Source organism: Flavobacterium sp. CG_23.5, from assembly GCF_017875765.1.
Lineage (GTDB): Bacteria > Bacteroidota > Bacteroidia > Flavobacteriales > Flavobacteriaceae > Flavobacterium.
The window spans coordinates 2,776,018-2,792,529 of record NZ_JAGGNA010000001.1 but is presented as its reverse complement, the minus strand read 5'-3'; the positions used below and the strand labels follow the sequence as shown (position 1 = coordinate 2,792,529).

Below are 16,512 nucleotides of genomic sequence, written 5' to 3'. Positions count from 1 at the left end.
AAAACAATATTAATATAAATTGCTTAATATTGTAAGACTAATCAAATAAAAAGACCATGGGAGTAGCATCATTTTTTAAAAAATTATTTGGCTCAGCCAAAGAATCAGCTGGTGAATTTGCCGATAAAGCTGAAACAACTTACGAACAAGCAAAAGAAGCGGCAACGCCTTATATTGAAAAAGCAGAAACATTTGCAGAAGAGACAATAGATAAAGCAAAAGAAACTGCATCACCTTATCTTCAAAAAGCAGAGACATTTGCAGACGAAACAATCGATAAGATAAAAGAAACTGCAGCTCCAATTATAGAAAAATCTGGAGTTTATGCCGATAAAGCAAAGGAAGTGGTTAGCGAGTATAGTGAAAAAGCCAGTGACGCGCTAGGAAAAGTAGTGGATACCGTAAAAGAAAAAACCAACTTTGGTGAAGACAAAACTGAAAGTTTAGCCGAAGATTCAAAAGCTATTGCTTCAGAAACTACACATAATGTAAAAGAAAATATACATGATGCGGTAAATGAATCGAAAGCTATTGCTTCAGAAACTACCCATAATGTAAAAGAAAATATCGAAGATGCAAAAGACAAAGTTGAAGATGTTGTAGATGAATCGAAAGTAATTGCATCCGAAACTGCACATTCAATTTCCGAAAAAACTAGTGAATTGATAAGTGATGCAGATTCTGAAGCCCACGAAATTGCTAAAAAAACTATAAATAATATAGAAGAAGACGCTGATTAGTTTATTAGAAAATAAATTATATGTATTTTTGCCAATCAAACTCAACCTTCTCTCACGAGAGGGTTTTTTATTTTTAGAAAATGAACTTAGATCCAAGTCAAATTACGGATTATGCCAGCACTTTTACAAAAGTATTAATTGATTATTCTCCAAAATTAATATCTGCATTCCTCATTCTATTTGCAGGACTTTATGTTATTAGACTTATCAATAGATTCATTAGAACAATAATGGTAAAAAGGGATTTAGATCCTACTTTAACTAAGTTTCTTGCTGATATATTACTTTGGGTGTTAAGGGTTCTTTTATTTGTCTCTTTTATTTCAAAATTAGGAATTGAAACCTCCTCTTTTGTTGCCATTCTTGGAGCTATGGGGCTTGCTGTGGGTTTATCACTTCAAGGTTCATTATCTAATTTTGCCGGCGGAATGCTTATTATTGTCTTTAAACCATTTAAAGTTGGCCATTCGATTGAGGCACAAGGTGTTTCCGGAACAGTAAGTGAAATCCAAATATTTGTGACCAAATTAATTACGGCTAACAACCAAACTATTTTTGTACCAAACGGATCCTTATCAAATGGAACAATCACAAATTACTCCTTGCAGGGTTCTAGAAGAGTGGATTTAACGATTTCTATTTCCTACGATACTGACATAAAAAAAGCAAAAGATATTATTACTGCAGTTTTAAATCAAAATCCTAAAGTGCTTAAAACCCCTAGCTTTGAAGTGTCAGTAAAGAATTTGACCGATAATTCCATACAACTTGCTGTTCGACCATGGGTCAATAATGAAGATTTTGGTATTGTTTATGCTGAAACTTTAGAAAATTGTAAGTTGGCATTTGACACTGCTGGAATTATTATTCAGCCATTTGTAAAAGAAATGTCTCAAAGTAATGCTTAAGAATACTATTTCTTTGAAGTAGTAATCATAAAATCTTTCAAATAATAAGGTTCGAAATAAGCGACATCGACCGTGTCGCTAATTTTGTATTTTTCAAAACTTAACAAACTCATTTCTTTCGCAGAAGGATACTTGATCTCGTCTAAGAAAATAAAGTTATCTTTCGTCAAAACTGTTTTGCATTTCTCAGAGCAATCACCCACAAAATAAATTGTTTCCTCTAAATCATTAAAGGAATCTTCAGTGATTACCTCCGCCAAAATCGTTCGTTTAATCTCAAAATTAGGAGTGAAGATGGCACTATAAACTTCCATTCTCCTGGCATCAATCATTGGAATAATCAAACCCTCCTTAACAATTACTTGCGAAGCTAGGGTTTTCAAAGTATCAATTGCAATTAATGGAATGTCTAACGCATAGCATAACCCTTTAGCAGCTGAAACACCTATTCGCAAACCTGTATAAGAACCGGGACCTTGACTTACAGCAATCGCAGACAAATCTTTTAAATTTATACCTGCTTCCGCAATTACCTCTTCAATAAAAACATGCAATCGTTCGGCATGAGAATAGCCTTCTTCAGCAATTTCTTTACAATGAATGGTTATTCCGTCTTTTGCAATAGCAACAGAACAATTTTTAGTCGCGGTTTCAATATTGAGTATGTAAGTCAAAATAGTTTAAAATTTAAAGTTATTTTCAATCAATTAAAAAGAGACCCAAAAATGAGAATGGTGCTATTAAAAAATACAAAACCCCAAGGTGGTAAGTCCAAAAGTGATATTTTGATAATTCTTTATTTTTTGATTGTTTAGATATTACAATCCCCATGATAATTGGAGCTCCAATAACTAAATAGAAAGTTCCAAGCGAAGCCAATCCAGACCATTTCAAAAAAAATGATGTCAGCACCACAAGCAATAATCCTCCATAGGTAACGAAATGCAAAAAAATTTCGACTATTGGTTGATTTTTAATTCCTTCAACAACCATGTTTTTTTTAATTTTAAAAAAATAAATTATACCAATTATTGGGAGAAACAAATATATTATTAAGCCTGCAATAATTTCAAAAATCATAATTATTATCTTTTTTGTATACTTCCAAAACTTATCATTCCGACAAAGGAGGAATCTCATAAAGCTCTCTTCGTCGGAATGATAAAACTTGAAAGATTTATTTTGTAATAAAATACAATCACAGTACAAATCTCGGTATAAAACTTTAAATTTTAGATTTGCTTTCTAAAATTTAAAAAAAAATTACTTCTTCTCTTTTTCTTTATCAGTTTTCAAGGTCACTTTATCCCCAGAATTCAAATCCTTTGACACCGTGGTATAAGGTCCTGTTATAACAACATCCCCTTTTTTAAGACCAGTCAAAACTTCAATATTCGTATCATCTTGAATACCTGTTTTTATGATTCTTATTTTTGCTTTATCACCTACCTTCACAAAAACACATTCAAATTTTTTGTCGCTTTTTGGAGCTACATCTTTTGCTTCTGCTTTGGCATCTTCCATTTTAGGTTTTACAACCGCACTAGTATCCGCTTTTACTACAACAGAACTAATTGGGACTGACAAAACATTATTTTTGGTTTTGGTAATTATATCAACAGTTGCAGTCATTCCTGGTCTAAAAGGAGAATAAGCAGCAGGTTTCCCTTCTAATAAATCTTGATATGATTCTTTAAGTATTCTCACTTTAACTTTAAAATTAGTCACTTGATCCGCCGTTAAAGAAGAACTTGCCGAATTAGAAATACTTGTAACAATACCTTTAAATTGTTTTTTCAAATATGCATCAACTTCAACTTTAGCCTCATCACCTACTTTTATTTTTACGATATCATTTTCATTTACATCAACTTCAACTTCCATATTGTTCAAATTAGCAACTCTCAATATTTCAGTTCCTGCCATTTGTTGCGTTCCCAAAACACGCTCTCCTAACTCCACATTAAGTACAGAAACAGTTCCGTCTGCCGGCGCATAAATGACAGTACGACCTAAATTATCTCTAGCTTCAATTACAGAAGCCGAAGCACTTTGTACATTGAAATAAGCCGTTTGTTTTGTTGCTTTTGCTACTCCAAAAGAAGCGATTGCTTTATCCCAATCCGATCTAGAAATAATTCCTTTATCAAATAATGTTTTATTTCTGTCATAACTTGACTTGGCTTCTCTAAAAGACGCATCTGCCTGACTTAAACCAGCTTTGGTTCCTGATAAATTAGCAACAGTTCTGTTTAATCCAGAAGTATATAAATCTGGATTTATCTTTACCAATAAATCCCCTTTTTTCACCACTTGGCCCTCTTTTATAGGCAATGCAATAATTTCTCCTGAAACCATTGAAGATATTTTAACTTCTATTTCAGGTTGGATTTTCCCGGTTGCAGATACAGTTTCAACAATTGTTGATGATTTAACGGTGGTTAACTCTACTTCTTTTCCTTTATCTTTATTACCAATTACTCCTGTTTTTGAAAGGACAACTAATAATGCAATAATTACTACTGCACTACCAATTAAGATATAGATTGTTTTTTTTGACATGATAAATTAGTTTTTGATAATTGGAATTCCAAAATAGAATTCCAGGATTTTAATTTTAAAAATATAATCGTATTTGGTTCTTATAACTTCAGATTGTGCATTTGACAATAAGGTTTGTGATTGGTTAAAATCAAATGAATTCATTAAACCAACATCATATTTTTCTTTAGCATAATTATACGATTCTTGTCTGGATTCAAGCGATGCAATCGCAGATTCATGGGCATTCAGTGCTCCTTTCGCGTCTGTAAATGCGATATATACATTTCTTTGCAAATCTAAATTTTGTTGTTCAACTGCAATTTTAGATTTTTCCAAACTCACTTTAGATCGTTCAACATTGTTTCGTACAGAAAACCCATTAAAAATTGGAATTGACAATTGCGCCCCAAAAGATTGCCCTTTATTATTGCTAAACTGATCGAAAAAAGGTGCCGATTTGCCTAAAATAGCAGAGGAATTTGGTTGTAATACGTTCTGATTTGTTCCTTCAACATAACCAATTACCGAAGTAGGATTCGTAGGATTTGGACCAAAACCAGTAATAACATCGGCATATGAAACCCTACTATTAAAATTATAGAATCCTCTTAAAGTAGGCTGAAAACCACCTTTTGCAATGGCTAGATTTTTCTCTGCAATTTCCAAATTCGTATTGGCGATTTTTAATTCAGTGCGACTTTCTTTGGCTTTTTCATAAACAGAAGTGGGTGTTTGAGCCAAAATATTATTTTCATCTTTAGCTGAAGTATCATCAATTACATCAAAACTTTCAAAATCTTTTAACTGTAACAATTGAGCCAAACTTAATTTAGAAATTAGCAAAGCATTATCAGCAGCGATAACTTTTTGGTTATCCAAAGCCAAAGTAGCTTTTACGTCAAATAAATCACCTCGGGGGATAGATCCTGCTTTTACTAATTCTTCTGAACGTGCATATTGCTTTTCGTTAAATACTTTTTGTTCTTGCTGTACTTTTAAATTTTCTTTGTTAAAAAGAATTTGCAAAAAAGCGTTCGCCACATTTAACGCAACATCTTCTTTCATTTTCAACAGTTGATACTTCGCAGCAACTATGGACAGATTGGCTTTTCGTAGCGTATTTTGGTTTTGCAATCCTTTATAAATATCAACTCCTACACTTGCTCCGGCAGAGGTAAATTGTGAAGTCTGATTTCGCAGAAGTCCTGTTGTAATATCTTGATTTAAACCAATATTCCAAGAATGGGAAGCATTGGCATTTACAGAAGGTAAAAAATTACCTATGGCTCCCTTTTTATCAATTGTGGCAATTTGAGAATCCAATTCTGTTTGCTTGATTGAAATATTATTTTCTACGGCGTACTTTACACATTCTTCCAGTGTCCACTTTTTAGATTGTCCACGAGCGAACATTCCAAAAAGAACAATAAAAACGACACTAATACAACTATTTTTTCTCATATTCATTTGATGAAAGTGTAACAAAGGTACTACACAAATCTAACATTTTTTACAAACTAATTCTCTTTTTAAGCAACCTTTAAACGATTTGATGCTTATTTAACTACTTGTGTTTTCCAACTAATATTCTACCATAAGCCTAATTCTATCTTTACAAATTTTAAAATCGATTCTGATAATTTTGAACCAAAATTAATTTTTCAATAAGATCGTAATTTAAATAAATTACTAGCTTTCCCAGTAATTTACCTATAAGACATAATAGCGGTGAAAATGTTACAGTTTAACTATAAAATATAATTGTTTTCTTAATTTTGTTCTTTCTAACAATAATAATATGCTGAAATTCTTTTCGATTCTATTTGTTTTTCTATTTGTCATACTAATCTCTGGCTGTTCCACTTCTCAAAAGATAGCTACACTAAAACCAGAACCAGATGATGCCATTCCTTTGGTTTACGAAAATGTTCCTTCTTTTATTAATTTACCTATTAGTGTAAAACTGAAGGATATTGAGAACCAAACTAACACATTATTGAACGGTTTGATTTATGAAGACAACAACATTGAAGATGATGATATTGAAATGAAAATTTGGAAACTGGCACCCATTACTATAGTAAACGATCACGGGACATCCGGAGATAAAATAAAAACGATTTTACCGTTAAAAGCAATCGTAAAATATAGAATAGGCACAAAAAGACTTGGTGTTTCATTGTATGACACAAGAGAATTTAATCTAAACGGAGTAGTGACTTTAGTTAGTGAAGTTGGCTTGACCAATTGGAAATTAAATACTAAAACAGAACTGAAATCACTAGATTGGAATGAAAGTCCCACGATGACCATTTTTGGAAAAAATGTACCCGTAACGTATCTCATTAATCCTGGGGTTACACTTTTCAAATCAAAAATCGAAAAAAAGATTGATGCTGTAATTGAAAAATCAATGGATTTCAAACCTAATGTTTTGGCCGCACTAGAAAAAATCTGTACCCCTTTTCAAATGAATGCCGATTACGAAAGTTGGCTTCGAATTGTTCCTATCGAAATCTATTCTACTAATGCCAAACTTAAAAACGATACTTTTTTACTGGAAATGGGAATGAAATGCAACATGGAAACGTTGATAGGAAGACAACCCGAATCAAAATTTGAGGCAAGTAAAATAATTTTGAAACCCGTTGCTAAAATCCCGGAAGACATAACAGCCAATATAGTTGCAGTTTCTACTTATGAAGAAGCTTCAAAAATAATGACAAAGAATTTTTCGGGACAAGAATTTGGTTCTGGAAGCAATAAAATAAAAGTACAAAACGTAGCCATTTGGCATAAAAAGGGTAAAATGATCATTGCTTTAGATGTAACGGGCTCTGTAAATGGAACAATCTATTTAGCAGGTTTCCCCAAATACAATGAACAAACTAAAGAGGTGTTTTTTGATCAATTAGATTATGCACTTGATACCAAAAACAAATTAATACGAACGGCAAACTGGCTTACGCAAGGATTAGTTTTAAGAAAAATTCAACAAAGCTGTCGCTATTCGATAAAACCAAATTTAGAAGAAGGTAAACAAAGCATGATGAATTACTTAAAAAATTATTCTCCCATGCAAGGGGTGTATGTAAACGGAAAAATGGAAGACATTCAATTCCAAAAAATAGAATTAACCAATCAAGCCATCATTGCCTTTATAAAAGTAAAAGGAACTGTAAATGTATCCGTAAACGGACTAAAGTAAAGTGACATTCCATACAACATGTGCATACCCAAAAAAAGTCCTATTTTTTATTCTTTCTCATTCGGTAAACAGCATAACCTATACCGCCGACAAGCAAGTAAGGAATTACCATTAGGTAAACAATTCCGTCATTTACTGCTGCAGCTTTAGTCTTATTACCTTCGCTTGACAAAGCAGCACGACACATGGCGCACTGAGCATTAGAATTCTGAGGCAGTAAAATCGAGATAAGAAGAAAAGTCAGTACAACCCATTTTCCTAAAAATCGTTTTTCTTGCGTTCTGTTTGTTGTTTCTTTATTGAACATAATATGGGGAAATCATTAAATAGACAATTACTCCAGTAACAGCAACATATAACCATAGTGGAAATGTTATTCTGGCAATTTTTTTATGTTTGTCAAATTTAGTTGCTAAAGCTCTAACATACGTAATCATCACCAATGGAATAATAGCCACTGACAAAATAATATGTGTTATTAAAATAAAAAAATAAACGTATTTAATAATCCCTTCGCCACCAAATTTGGTAGAATCCGTTGTCATGTGATACGCAACATACATCACCAAGAAAGCCACCGAAAGAGCAATTGCTGACGTCATCAATTGTTGATGAAGTTTCCTTCTTCCATTTTTAATTGCCAATACACCAGCAACTAAAACAACGGCAGTTAACCCGTTAGTTGTTGCATAAATCGATGGCAAAAAATGTAATGGAGCAACATGAATACCAAAATCTTTAAGCTTTACCTTAAAAAGTATGGCAACTGCCGCAGGTATAAGAATAGAAAGGATAACAATCCATTTATTATATTTTTGTTCTACTGTATTATCTTCCATAACTACTCTTTTAATAAAATATTAATATCCTGTTGAATATCTCTAACTCCTTTTTTATCTAACCCATCGTAATACAAAATTGGATTCCCAAAATTGTCTTTTCTACAACGAATATTTCCATTTTTGTCAATCAAGGCAAATAATCCAGAATGTTCAAAACCTCCTTTTATCTTATTGTTTTCTCCAACGTACAGGTTAAATCCTTTATTGGCTAAATTATAAATGTATTCTCGATCTCCTGTCAAAAAATTCCAATTCGACGATTTAACACCCAGCAACTTTGCGTGCGATTTCAAAACTTCAGGCGTATCATGAGATGGATCTATCGTTATAGAAACCAATCCAAAATTAGGGTTTCCAAAAAAACTTTTTTCGATATCCAACATGCTTAAATTCATCTTTGGACAAATGCTAGGACACGTGGTAAAGAAAAACTCTAAAACATATACTTTGCCTTTATAGGTCTCATTGCTGACTTTTATATTGTCTTGATTTACTAATTCAAAATTTGGCGCTGGACCTATTTTAACCAGTTTATCATCACGTCTAGTAGTTCCACCAACCTGGTCTAAACGATCTCCTTTAACGATATCATTATCTTGTATCCTTTCAACTATCTTTGGAATAGCGTATATGCCAAAGATTAAAATAATGAATGAAATCCCTATATATGATTTATTTTTAAGCATATTTTCTAAGAATTAAAGTTCTTTCGTAGCATTATGATTTTTTTTAAGAGCGGCACGATATTCATATAGAATAACTTTAAAATCATCTAACATCTCATTACTCAATTCAGCGGGATGGAATGTATTGTAACCTTCTTTATATTCTTTCTTTTTCTTTCTTCCTCTAAGATTTCTCTCCTTATCAATAATATAAACATTTGGAGTACCTAGATGTTCATCTAGTTTTCCAACGAGTTTTAGTTGATTATAATAAGAATTAATTTCCTGAGGAGAAGTAAATAGAAAATGCCATTGTGAAACATCCGTAAAATCATCTAAGGCATCAATTAACTTTCGAGCTTGATCTTCTGTGCCGAGTGGACAAATTACAACAAACTGCAAATCTTTAAAATCATGATATCTTTGATAAATTTTTTCATTTAAGTTGAAATAATTACCTCTGTTATTTAAAAGCTCTGTTCCGGAAAAACCTAAAATAGTTATTTTATTATTCAAGGTGACTTTTTCTCCATTTAGAGATTTCCATTGTCCAAAATCAGAAACTTTAGGAGTAATTACCGGTAATTTAGTAAAACTATTAATTCCTGACGCAAAAAAAAGATAAGCTACAATAGGCAAAATAAAAAGCACAAAAAGAACGATATTTTTTTTCATTATTTTGAAATTATTTAAAGTACAAAAATAAAAAAAGGCACGCAATGCGCACCCTTTTTTTGAATTAATATCTTGTTAAAAATTCCATTTTATAGTAGAATTCTTAAAAACCTCATAAATATAATTTCCCTCAGTCAAAAGAATGAAAAGCAAATATAATATTAGAAAAATCACTGGTAAAACAACAGCATTTCTTAAAGTACTTTTTTCACCTTCCATGTGCATGAAGGCCCATACGATATAATATGCTTTTACAAGTGTAAGGATAATAAATAACCAATTTAATAAACTCATAGCCATGAAGCTATTCATATAAAGTGCTGCTGGCTTAAAAATTCCAAAAAACACCTCAACAATTGTTATTACAGATAGCAGACCAAAAACGGTCCAAATTCTTTTTGTATTAGAAACATGTTCGTGTGACATAATAATAAATCTAAGATTAAACTAAGTAGAAAAACGTAAATACAAATACCCAAACTAAATCGACAAAGTGCCAGTATAAACCAACTTTTTCGACCATTTCGTAACTTCTTCTTTTCTCATAAGTACCTACTAGTACATTAAAGAATATGATAATATTTATAATTATTCCAGAAAATACGTGAAAACCGTGAAAACCTGTAATAAAGAAAAAGAAATCAGCAAATAACTTACTTCCATATTCATTATGAGTTAAATTAGCCCCTTCAACTACTAAGCTGGCTTGGGTCAATCTCAATTCAGAATCTTTTCTAGAAAGAATTGTTTTTTGTTTGTCTTTCGTTATCACCTCTGTTCTTATCAAAAGACCTGGATGTGATTTAAATCCGGCTTGAACTTCAGCAACTGAATAAGAAGGCAAAGTTGATTCTTCCATGAACCATTTTCCCTTACTTCTAGTCAATTGTTCTCTTTGTTCTGGCAATTTTGCAGCGAAATCGGCAAGAGCAACGCGATGTCCTTCTTTATCCACAAATTGAAGCAAACTACCTCCTTTTGTTTCAATCGCACCATATTCTCCTTTTATGAAATTTTTCCATTCCCAAGCTTGAGATCCTACGAAAATCATCCCTCCGATAATGGTTAAAAACATATAAATAACAACTTTATCTTTTTTCATTTGATGACCTGCATCAACAGCCAAAACCATTGTTACAGATGAAAAAATCAAAATAAAAGTCATAAATGCCACATAATACATCGGAGCAGATACTCCATGCATAAATGGAAAGTGCGTAAACACTTCATCGGCCAATGGCCAAGTTTCAATAAATTTGAATCTAGAAAATCCATAAGCAGCTAGAAATCCAGAGAACGTTAAGGCATCTGATACGATAAAAAACCACATCATTAATTTACCATAACTTGCTCTCATTGGCTCATTGCCGCCTCCCCAAGTTTTCTCTTCACTATTTGCAGTAGTAACTGTCGCTTCCATAAAAGTTATTCGTTAAAAAGTTCCCAAATTTACGTTTTTTTCTTATTTAAAGAAATATAAAAATAAAAACAAATAAACCCACAATAAATCAAGAAAGTGCCAGTACATTGCACCCAGTTCAATTCCAAGGGTTTGAGATGAATTATATTTTTGTTTAAAATGATTATAAATTATAATTAGCAGCGAAATTAGCCCACCAGCAAGGTGAATCAAGTGCACAACGGTTACAATGTATAAAAATGTTGTCGTTATTGAACTCTCACTTCCTGTAAAATAATACCCGTTTTCAACTATCTGTGAGAACCCTGCAAATTGCAAAATTACAAATAATATTCCCAATGCTAAGGTAGATAAAAGAAATGTAGTTGTTGCACTTCTGTTGTCTTTTTGGATTGCTTTTTTTGCCAAATGAAAAGTAACACTACAACCAATAATTGCAACTGTACTAAAGTAAAACGCTGTTGGTAATTGAAAATCTTTCAACCAATCGGCTCTTGATTTACTTACCACAAAAGCACTTGTTAATCCTGCAAACATCATAATCATACTTACCATCGCAAAAAGCAATAGTAATTTGTAGGATCTTGCTGTTCTAGCTCTATCTTCTGCTGTTGTCATTGAAATTTCCATAACTATCTTAAAAATTTATCAAATATATAAACTAACTGTAATAACGTAATATAGGAGACGCTAACCAGCATCAATGTTCTGGCTGCTTTAGCTGTTCTCTTTTTATACAACTGCACTCCATAATAAAGCATCCAAAGACCAAGTAAAAATACCAAAACTGCAGCTACCGGAGTTATATACAAACGTCCTGTATAACCCAATGCAGGCAATAACGACGCTATTATTAGCCAAACTGTGTATAAAATAATCTGTAAAGCTGTAGATTTATCTTTTTTTCCTGTTGGAAGCATAAAAAACCCTGCTTTTTCATAATCTTCGTACAAAAACCATCCAATAGCCCAAAAATGAGGAAATTGCCAAAAAAACTGTATCAAAAATAAAGTTCCTGCTTCTATTCCAAAATCACCAGTTGCCGCAACCCAGCCTAACATAAAAGGAATGGCCCCAGGAAATGCTCCCACAAATACTGATAATGAAGTCATCGTTTTTAATGGAGTGTAAACACTTGTGTAAAGAAATATTGAAACTGCTCCGAACATGGCCGTTTTCGGATTGATGGTATACAACATAGCTATACCGACAATCGTTAGAAAACTGGCTAAAAAAAGAGCAGAAGTCGAAGACATTCTTCCTGCTGGAACAGGACGATTTTTTGTTCGATCCATCAAAGCATCTAAATCTTTCTCGATAACCTGATTAAATGCATTAGATGCACCCACCATGCAATATCCTCCAATTGCCAATTTCAACAACACCATCCAACTAAATGAATGAATGTCATAAATTCCAAGCATAAACCCCGCTAAAGAAGAGAACACTACGCTAATAGCAAGGCGAGCCTTTGTAATTTCGCGGAAATCAATATAAATAGATTTTAATGAAAGTGTATTTTGTGTTGGGATCAATGTTCTCGTTTATTTGCATTGTAAAAACTTTTGCAAAAGTAACTCAACAAAAGGGATTTGACAAAAAACAATTCATAAAAAAGATATATTTTAATTCAATTAAAACTAGTAATCAAAATACCAATTAAAAACATCCGAACGTATTCCCAATGTGAACCAATTAGTACTTTGATTAAAAGTAGTTGCTGTATTCATATTAGGATCAAAACTTCGGTAAATATAACTTCCAAAAAGTTTTAAATTAGTAGCTGGATTTATCAAATATCCTCCTTGAATATCTGCAATAAAAATCGCAGTTTTATTACCCTGCCCTACTTTTACTCCGGAATCAAAGGGTCTTTTCTCATCATAATCTTTATAGATATTTCCTCCATAATTATAACCATCCTCAACCGTATCAAAATCCAATCCTCGAGTTCCTACTGTAAATTTGGCATCTCCAAAATACCTTCCTTTATGATAACGGGCGATCGCTAAAAACTCTTTGAAATTCCCTCCCCACTGATGCCCAACACTTTGATTATTGTGTGCATAATTTGTAATGGGATTGCTATGAGAATAAACGTAAGGGCGAACATGATTGTATTCTAACTGCAGTAATAAATTATCCACATGAAAAGCATTGTAATATTTAACACCTAACTGATATCCAAATTTATTTTTCCAGCTATTATCCGCTTTTTTAATATCTCCAAGAGAAAATTCATCCAGAATAAATTGTCCGTATGCATTTATCTGATTATCCCATTTGTACTTATAGGTCAATCCTAAAACGGCATTTCCACTTCTTGCCGAAGAAGCAAATTCAACCGAACGATAAAATATAATTGGATTTACAAAATTTACATCAAATCCCCTATCATTCGTATTGGTCCAAATTACCGATTCAAACAAACCAATATTTAATTTATTCGATACATTCCAACTCAAATAATGGTTTGCCATGAATTTTGTGGCGTATGTTCTCTCCAGAGTCACCGCTGGGCGAACATCTTTGAGCCACATATACGTATTTGTATATTTTATTTTCCAAAAATTGGTGTTAATTTTAAAATATGGATACGGACTCGCACCATCACCTTCTAATAATGAGCGGTACCCATCTCCTATAAAATTTCTCCCGTAACCCAATTGCAAATCGAAATGTTTACTTGGTGCAAAAGTTATATTGGCTTCCGCCAAAGGAAAATCATAAGCATCCGTTTTGAAATTTTTGGAAATTCCCATACCCGGAATAATTGCAGGATTTCCTCCCGCTGGTTTTATAGATTCGGCATACCGATTGTAATAATCCGCAAATCGCCCCTGACTTTCAAAAACCGTAGTTGTGAAATTAATTTGCTGCCCAATACCACCTCTAAAATTTATCCCACGTGTGTTTATATACGTATAATTCGCTTTGGTCTGCGATGCTTTACCAACTTGTAAATCCAATATCGGATTTAATGTAAACCAATACCCTTCCCCTTGAATTTCAACCGTACTTTCATTCCATAATTTTCTGGCCCACCAGCCAGAAGTATTTTTTTTAAGCTTTTCATTTACCGCTTTAAGATTATAATATTTCGAAACCTCCACATAGGTATATGGCTTAGATGCTGTATGATTATTACTGCCCACTTGATTTAAAGAAGCATCAAACTGAGAATAATAACTGTGAGAAAAGGGAATATTCAAATGACTTTCAAACTCAGGGTTTGTGAATTTTTTATAAACAATACTATCAAGTTCTGTTATTTGCTTTGTATCATTTTTTACAATCTGCGATCGAACAAGTGCTTCAGATGCTAACTGTTCCGGGCTTTTTAGAGGAATTGCAATTGTAATAGTATATTTAGAGTAGGTTGGCCTTCCGTTGTAAGTTGACGGCTTAATTTTTGGAAATTTCTCAAAAACTCTTTTTGTTTCTTTTATTAAACTTTCATCTACAGCATCCGTATAAATAACCTTAAAAATACCATTTCCATCTACTTCAAAAAGCACTTTTACACTTCCTTGGTAATTATTTTGTTTTAAATTTTCCGGAACTTCAAAATTCTGAAACACAAAATCCTGTACTTCACTATAAAAACAACTTTCTAAGGCTGAAGACTGCAAGTTTTCACAATTTGGAAAAACAGGAAATCGTTCAGCGGAAAGACCTGATTTTACCAAACTATTATTTACATCTTGCGAATAAATAAAAAAAGAATAAAATAATAAAAGTATAGTTAACAAACTTTTTTTCATGTTGATTTTCTTTGTGAATTTAATATTCAGAGTTTGAATTTTGCCCGTCAGCAATCGCTTTTGCACCGGATGTACCTATTCTTTTTACGCCCAAGCCTATCATTTCAACAGCCTCTTCATAAGTCCTTACTCCGCCCGCAGCTTTTATAGGAAGTGGCGACGCATTTTCCAACATCATAATAATAGAAGGGATGGTGGCACCATTAGGCAGATTATTTTCCGTTTTATAAAAACCCGTTGAGGATTTTACAAAAACCGAAGGGTAGTATTCTTCTTTAAAATTTGAAATAACAATATTTTTTATTAAAGCTGAAAGTTGTATAATTTGTTTTTCTTCCAGCGCAGCAACTTCTATAATCCATTTGACCACTTTCCCGTTTTGCAGACCCAATTGCGTACATTTAAGAATTTCATCCTTGACCAAATCCAAATCTCCTTCTTTGAATGCTTCGTAATTGCATACAAAATCTAAATCATCGGCGCCATCCTCTATTGCTTGAATTGCTTCGGTTAGTTTTTCTTCTACTCCAGACTGACCTTCAGGGAAATCAATGACAGTCCCTATTTCTAAAGTTGAATTAGCAGCTGTAATCATTTTTTTGGCCAACGAAACCATATTGGGGCGAATCATTATCAGCTTAAAACATTCTTCAATAGCTTCTTGAATAAATTTTTTAACTACAATAATATTCTCCTGTTCACTAAGCCCAGCTTGTTCTGCCGTTTTTAAATAGGTTGAATCTAAATATTGTTTAATATTCATTTTTCTTTTGATTTGATAATGGGATAAGGTCTAATTAGCAAAAATACATTTTAAATCCACATATTTTTAATATAAAGATTTACTTTTTAAACTCGAGCGCTCTTTTAACAAATCCCTTGCGGTTAAAGAAATGTATAAGTATAAAAAAATCCCACCGAAGCGGGATTGTAATCTCTTTTAAATTTTATCTAAACTGTTGTATTTACTTACTATTAGAATGAAGCAAACCGCTAAAGTTGCTCCTGACATATTTGCTAAAACGTCAATTGCATCTCCATTTCTCGTTGTTGTAAAAACTTTTTGCAATATCTCAATTCCGATTCCAAAAAAAACAGAAAGAACAAATGATATCGCTAAAGGCTTTATTACACTTGCACTATTCAACTGTTTTTTAAAAAACAAAAACCAAGTTAACGTAAACACAAAATGAAACAATGCGTGTACAACTTTATCTAAATTTGGAATACTAATCTTTGGGATATCACCTGAAGGTAACAAACAAAATAAAAATATAATTCCAGTCCAAACTAAAGCTATCCAAAAATAGACTTGTTTAGGCACCTATAAGTTCTTTGTAAGAATCACTTGAAAGCAATGAATCAATTTCGGCTTGGTTTGAAACTTTAATTTTTATCATCCACCCTGCTCCATAAGGATCAGAGTTTACAACTTCCGGCGTACCTTCTAACGAATCATTAAACGCTATAATTTCTCCTGAAATTGGTAGAAACAAATCAGAAACCGTTTTAACCGCTTCAACTGTTCCAAAAACCTCATCTTTTTCTAAAGTTTGGTCTAAAGTTTCCACCTCAACGTATACGATATCCCCTAATTCTTTTTGTGCAAAATGAGTAATTCCTACTGTTGCAATATCCCCTTCTAAACTAACCCATTCGTGATCTTTTGTGTACTTTAAATTTGCTGGTATATTCATAAAAATATTTATTGATAATTACTGTTTACTAATTGAAACTTTATGGGAC

General features: G+C 32.5%; 19 protein-coding genes. 3 read left to right on the top strand and 16 right to left on the bottom strand.

Annotated elements, in window-relative coordinates:
* The first annotated feature begins 56 nt into the window (after positions 1-56).
* The gene (locus tag H4V97_RS12000) at positions 57-740 is read left to right on the top strand and encodes a hypothetical protein (protein WP_209549834.1); all 684 of its coding nucleotides are present in this window, start codon (positions 57-59) and stop codon (positions 738-740) included.
* Positions 741-820: 80 nt separating this feature from the next.
* Positions 821-1,648 carry a mechanosensitive ion channel family protein gene (locus H4V97_RS11995; RefSeq protein ID WP_209549833.1) on the top strand — a complete coding sequence of 276 codons (828 nt, stop codon included), beginning with the start codon at positions 821-823 and terminating at the stop codon, positions 1,646-1,648.
* Positions 1,649-1,653: 5 nt separating this feature from the next.
* Here the strand turns inward: H4V97_RS11995 and tsaB are convergent, their stop codons facing one another.
* The 4 genes from tsaB to H4V97_RS11975 form a co-directional block, all read right to left on the bottom strand.
* The gene (tsaB, locus tag H4V97_RS11990; RefSeq protein ID WP_209549832.1) at positions 1,654-2,322 is read right to left on the bottom strand and encodes a tRNA (adenosine(37)-N6)-threonylcarbamoyltransferase complex dimerization subunit type 1 TsaB; all 669 of its coding nucleotides are present in this window, start codon (positions 2,320-2,322) and stop codon (positions 1,654-1,656) included.
* Positions 2,323-2,347: 25 nt separating this feature from the next.
* Positions 2,348-2,728 carry a hypothetical protein gene (locus H4V97_RS11985; protein ID WP_209549831.1) on the bottom strand — a complete coding sequence of 127 codons (381 nt, stop codon included), beginning with the start codon at positions 2,726-2,728 and terminating at the stop codon, positions 2,348-2,350.
* A gap of 183 nt (positions 2,729-2,911) precedes the next feature.
* The gene (locus H4V97_RS11980; protein ID WP_196849952.1) at positions 2,912-4,210 is read right to left on the bottom strand and encodes an efflux RND transporter periplasmic adaptor subunit; all 1,299 of its coding nucleotides are present in this window, start codon (positions 4,208-4,210) and stop codon (positions 2,912-2,914) included.
* 6 nt (positions 4,211-4,216) lie between these two features.
* Positions 4,217-5,653 carry a TolC family protein gene (locus H4V97_RS11975; RefSeq protein ID WP_209550304.1) on the bottom strand — a complete coding sequence of 479 codons (1,437 nt, stop codon included), beginning with the start codon at positions 5,651-5,653 and terminating at the stop codon, positions 4,217-4,219.
* A 337-nt stretch (positions 5,654-5,990) separates the two neighbouring features.
* Between H4V97_RS11975 and H4V97_RS11970 the strand changes: the two genes are divergently transcribed.
* A complete protein-coding gene (locus H4V97_RS11970; RefSeq protein WP_410505204.1) occupies positions 5,991-7,400 on the top strand; it encodes a DUF4403 family protein in 1,410 nt (469 codons plus the stop codon).
* A gap of 40 nt (positions 7,401-7,440) precedes the next feature.
* Here H4V97_RS11970 and H4V97_RS11965 read toward each other — a convergent pair whose 3' ends face one another.
* The 12 genes from H4V97_RS11965 to gcvH all read right to left on the bottom strand — a co-directional run bounded on the left by H4V97_RS11965 (position 7,441) and on the right by gcvH (position 16,463).
* Positions 7,441-7,707, bottom strand: a complete 267-nt coding sequence (locus tag H4V97_RS11965) for a hypothetical protein (RefSeq protein WP_196849954.1) — start codon at positions 7,705-7,707, stop codon at positions 7,441-7,443.
* Entirely contained in the window at positions 7,697-8,239 is a 543-nt protein-coding gene (locus tag H4V97_RS11960; protein WP_196849955.1) for a DUF420 domain-containing protein, read from the bottom strand. Before H4V97_RS11960 ends, H4V97_RS11965 begins: the two co-directional genes overlap by 11 nt.
* A gap of 2 nt (positions 8,240-8,241) precedes the next feature.
* Positions 8,242-8,928: an SCO family protein gene (locus tag H4V97_RS11955; protein WP_209549830.1), complete on the bottom strand. Its 687-nt coding sequence runs from the start codon at positions 8,926-8,928 to the stop codon at positions 8,242-8,244.
* Positions 8,929-8,940: 12 nt separating this feature from the next.
* Entirely contained in the window at positions 8,941-9,582 is a 642-nt protein-coding gene (locus H4V97_RS11950; protein WP_196849957.1) for a hypothetical protein, read from the bottom strand.
* 75 nt (positions 9,583-9,657) lie between these two features.
* A complete protein-coding gene (locus tag H4V97_RS11945) occupies positions 9,658-10,008 on the bottom strand; it encodes a cytochrome C oxidase subunit IV family protein (protein WP_196849958.1) in 351 nt (116 codons plus the stop codon).
* A 16-nt stretch (positions 10,009-10,024) separates the two neighbouring features.
* Positions 10,025-11,002: a cytochrome c oxidase subunit 3 gene (locus H4V97_RS11940; protein ID WP_209549829.1), complete on the bottom strand. Its 978-nt coding sequence runs from the start codon at positions 11,000-11,002 to the stop codon at positions 10,025-10,027.
* A 42-nt stretch (positions 11,003-11,044) separates the two neighbouring features.
* Positions 11,045-11,632 (bottom strand): heme-copper oxidase subunit III, encoded by a 588-nt coding sequence (locus tag H4V97_RS11935; RefSeq protein ID WP_196849960.1) that lies wholly within the window; start codon positions 11,630-11,632, stop codon positions 11,045-11,047.
* 2 nt (positions 11,633-11,634) lie between these two features.
* Positions 11,635-12,534 (bottom strand): heme o synthase, encoded by a 900-nt coding sequence (gene cyoE, locus H4V97_RS11930; RefSeq protein ID WP_410505222.1) that lies wholly within the window; start codon positions 12,532-12,534, stop codon positions 11,635-11,637.
* A 108-nt stretch (positions 12,535-12,642) separates the two neighbouring features.
* On the bottom strand, positions 12,643-14,766 hold the full coding sequence (locus H4V97_RS11925) for an energy transducer TonB (protein WP_209549827.1): 2,124 nt from the start codon (positions 14,764-14,766) through the stop codon (positions 12,643-12,645).
* Positions 14,767-14,785: 19 nt separating this feature from the next.
* Positions 14,786-15,529 carry a deoxyribose-phosphate aldolase gene (gene deoC / locus H4V97_RS11920; RefSeq protein WP_196849963.1) on the bottom strand — a complete coding sequence of 248 codons (744 nt, stop codon included), beginning with the start codon at positions 15,527-15,529 and terminating at the stop codon, positions 14,786-14,788.
* Positions 15,530-15,706: 177 nt separating this feature from the next.
* On the bottom strand, positions 15,707-16,090 hold the full coding sequence (locus tag H4V97_RS11915) for a VanZ family protein (protein WP_196849964.1): 384 nt from the start codon (positions 16,088-16,090) through the stop codon (positions 15,707-15,709).
* Positions 16,083-16,463, bottom strand: a complete 381-nt coding sequence (gene gcvH / locus H4V97_RS11910; protein WP_196849965.1) for a glycine cleavage system protein GcvH — start codon at positions 16,461-16,463, stop codon at positions 16,083-16,085. Before gcvH ends, H4V97_RS11915 begins: the two co-directional genes overlap by 8 nt.
* Between the last annotated feature and the right edge of the window lie 49 nt (positions 16,464-16,512).

Bases quoted from the DNA above. Each gene is read 5' to 3' on its own strand.
- H4V97_RS11950 (WP_196849957.1), bottom strand. From the start codon at position 9,582: ATGAAAAAAAATATCGTTCTTTTTGTGCTTTTTATTTTGCCTATTGTA.
- H4V97_RS11960 (WP_196849955.1), bottom strand. From the start codon at position 8,239: ATGGAAGATAATACAGTAGAACAAAAATATAATAAATGGATTGTTATC.
- H4V97_RS11985 (WP_209549831.1), bottom strand. From the start codon at position 2,728: ATGATTTTTGAAATTATTGCAGGCTTAATAATATATTTGTTTCTCCCA.
- H4V97_RS12000 (WP_209549834.1), top strand. From the start codon at position 57: ATGGGAGTAGCATCATTTTTTAAAAAATTATTTGGCTCAGCCAAAGAA.
- H4V97_RS11965 (WP_196849954.1), bottom strand. From the start codon at position 7,707: ATGTTCAATAAAGAAACAACAAACAGAACGCAAGAAAAACGATTTTTA.
- H4V97_RS11945 (WP_196849958.1), bottom strand. From the start codon at position 10,008: ATGTCACACGAACATGTTTCTAATACAAAAAGAATTTGGACCGTTTTT.
- H4V97_RS11970 (WP_410505204.1), top strand. From the start codon at position 5,991: ATGCTGAAATTCTTTTCGATTCTATTTGTTTTTCTATTTGTCATACTA.
- H4V97_RS11925 (WP_209549827.1), bottom strand. From the start codon at position 14,766: ATGAAAAAAAGTTTGTTAACTATACTTTTATTATTTTATTCTTTTTTT.
- H4V97_RS11940 (WP_209549829.1), bottom strand. From the start codon at position 11,002: ATGGAAGCGACAGTTACTACTGCAAATAGTGAAGAGAAAACTTGGGGA.
- gcvH (WP_196849965.1), bottom strand. From the start codon at position 16,463: ATGAATATACCAGCAAATTTAAAGTACACAAAAGATCACGAATGGGTT.
- H4V97_RS11935 (WP_196849960.1), bottom strand. From the start codon at position 11,632: ATGGAAATTTCAATGACAACAGCAGAAGATAGAGCTAGAACAGCAAGA.
- H4V97_RS11975 (WP_209550304.1), bottom strand. From the start codon at position 5,653: ATGAGAAAAAATAGTTGTATTAGTGTCGTTTTTATTGTTCTTTTTGGA.
- H4V97_RS11995 (WP_209549833.1), top strand. From the start codon at position 821: ATGAACTTAGATCCAAGTCAAATTACGGATTATGCCAGCACTTTTACA.
- H4V97_RS11980 (WP_196849952.1), bottom strand. From the start codon at position 4,210: ATGTCAAAAAAAACAATCTATATCTTAATTGGTAGTGCAGTAGTAATT.
- H4V97_RS11955 (WP_209549830.1), bottom strand. From the start codon at position 8,928: ATGCTTAAAAATAAATCATATATAGGGATTTCATTCATTATTTTAATC.
- deoC (WP_196849963.1), bottom strand. From the start codon at position 15,529: ATGAATATTAAACAATATTTAGATTCAACCTATTTAAAAACGGCAGAA.